Genomic DNA, 2,354 nt, shown 5'->3' on the forward strand with positions numbered 1-2,354 from the left:
TATTAGTGACAGATAGACAACATCGATCCGCTCGCGCGGCAAGCGCGCACCGTCTGCGCGAGGTCGTCCGCCACCCCGCTGGAGACCGCGATTATGGCATCCGCCGAGGGATAATTCAGACGCATCAACCACGGCAACCCTCGCTTGAAACGACCGCTCGACACATCGCGAGATAGCGTATTGCGCTCCGACACCACCAGCCGTGTCCCCGAACGGGCCAGCTTGCGTGCCCAAAGCGCAATAATGTTGGCGTGATTGAGCGCAGAGAGTAAGGCATACGGACGCTCGCGGCGCAGGTAACGCACCAGCGCCGGCAAGCTAAACAATACGCGCGAGGCACCAAGTTCCACCAAACGCACTTGCGGGGAGATGTCTTCCAGGTAAACGCCCTCGGCTTTCACCACCACGAGGTCTACCTTGACATTGCGTAATGCCATGCCATTGGCAAGCGTCACCATTACACGCTCCGCACCACCGCCCGCCAGCGAAGGCATGTATATCGCAATCCGTTTATCGTCTCTCATTTCACCGTCCGTCGCTTGGCAAATACCATCTCACGCACATTTGCCACGTTCAGAAGAAATACGCTAACGGGATAAACCGCCGCGCCCCCAACCAAAACGAGGTGGCGCGCGTAAGGCGCCCGATCGGTGCCGGGCGTCATCACCGAAAGGCGTCCTTTAACGATAGGAATAGTTGTAATAGCCGTAGGTGTATGCGGTAGCCGCCTTGCGCTCCAAGCCATTGAGAACGGCCCCTTTGATGCGCACCCCACTGGTATCCAGGCGCCGCATAGCGAGTTCGACTTCCTTGGGCGGATTGACCTGGAAGCGTGCCACCATCAGCGTCGTGCCCACGCACTTACCAATCACCGTGGCGTCGGTTACCGCCAGCACCGGCGGTGAGTCGACGATCACCAAGTCGTAACGCTCGCTAGCCGTGGCCAGCAACTCGGTGAAACGCGACGAAGCCAGCAATTCCGAGGCATTTGGTGGGACGACGCCACGCGCCAAGTATTCGAGCCCCTCGACGGTTTCCACGGGACGCGCCATTTCCGCCAAGGTGTGACGCCCAGCCAATATCTCGCTCAAGCCATCTTCAGAAGGCCCCTTGAAGATCTTATGCATCTGGCCCTTACGCATGTCGCCGTCGATAACCAGCACGCGCTGACCGTTCTGGGCACACACCGCAGCCAGGTTGGCGGTAATGAAACTCTTACCCACCCCCGGGCTAGGACCAGCGATCATCAAGCGGTTGTCGGTGCTATCCAGCATCGCGAAGTGCAGGCTGGTGCGCAGGCTGCGCATCGCCTCGATAGAGATGTCCAACGGACGATGCCACGCCAGCAAACCCGCCGGCACGCTCTGCGAGCGTCCTCCCCGGCGAATGCGACGACTGAGTCGGCCCTGGTCATCCGATTTGGGCACGATGGCATAGACCGGCAGACCCAGTTGTTCGAGCTGGTCGGGGCTTTCCAGACCGCGATTGAACATTGCCCGCAGCATCACTAACACCACTGCAAACGCCGCGCCCAGCAAGGTGGCAAGCGCAATATTCATCATCTTGTTGGGCGCCACCGGCTGCGGAAATGGCTCCGCTTCATCCAGCACCCGCACATTACCCACGGTGCTGGCCTCCGCGATCTGCATTTCCTGCACCTTGTTGCGCAACTGCACATAGATTTCTTGATTGACGGAAACATCGCGCTGCATGCGCAAGACTTCTTGCTGGGTTTCCGGCATACCGTCGATGCGGTCTTCCAGGGACGCCAGTTCTTTCTTCAGTTGTGCTTTCTTCTCCAGCAACGCCGCATAGGTCGGGTGGCTGGGCGTGAATCGCCGCGAAATTTCCGCTTCGGAGAACTCCAGCTCATTGAGCTGACTTTCCAGATTAACCACGCGGTCGAGCACCGACTGGGTCTCCATGGAAATATCCACGCTGTCGTTTTCGGAGCGATAAGCGTTGAGTTGTTGCTCGGCACTGGCAAGTTCACCGCGTACTTCGGGTACCTGCTGACTCAAGAACTCCAGGCTCTTGCGGGCCTCTTCCGACTGACGCTGGATATTCTGCGTTACGTAGATATCACCGATGGTGGATAAGATTCGTTCGGCCAATGCCGGCGACGGGTCGGTCAGGGTCCAGGCCAGAATCCCCGTGCCATTACCCCGCTCGGCAATGCCAAAATTATTGCGTAGATGCTCGACGGCCACCACGCGCTGCGCATGGCTCAGAGTGAAGGTCGCGCCTGGCGCCGCCGCGATCGACTCTACCTCCACGCCCACCGCACCGCCGAGAAAGCTCTCTTCCTCGCCGACAACGCCCTCACCCAGACGCTCGCCACGGTAGTTCAAGGC

At 59.4% G+C, this 2,354-nt stretch carries 2 protein-coding genes; both read right to left on the reverse strand.

The features are described from left to right. Positions 1-2: 2 nt before the first annotated feature. Positions 3-494: a glycosyltransferase gene (locus OP496_RS17210; RefSeq protein WP_280565062.1), complete on the reverse strand. Its 492-nt coding sequence runs from the start codon at positions 492-494 to the stop codon at positions 3-5. Between the two features lie 186 nt (positions 495-680). Further along, positions 681-2,354, reverse strand: a 1,674-nt coding sequence (locus tag OP496_RS17215) for a polysaccharide biosynthesis tyrosine autokinase (protein WP_280565063.1), incomplete at its 5' end; no start/stop codon positions are given.

It is taken from the genome of Chromohalobacter sp. 48-RD10 (assembly GCF_029889785.1).
GTDB lineage: Bacteria > Pseudomonadota > Gammaproteobacteria > Pseudomonadales > Halomonadaceae > Chromohalobacter.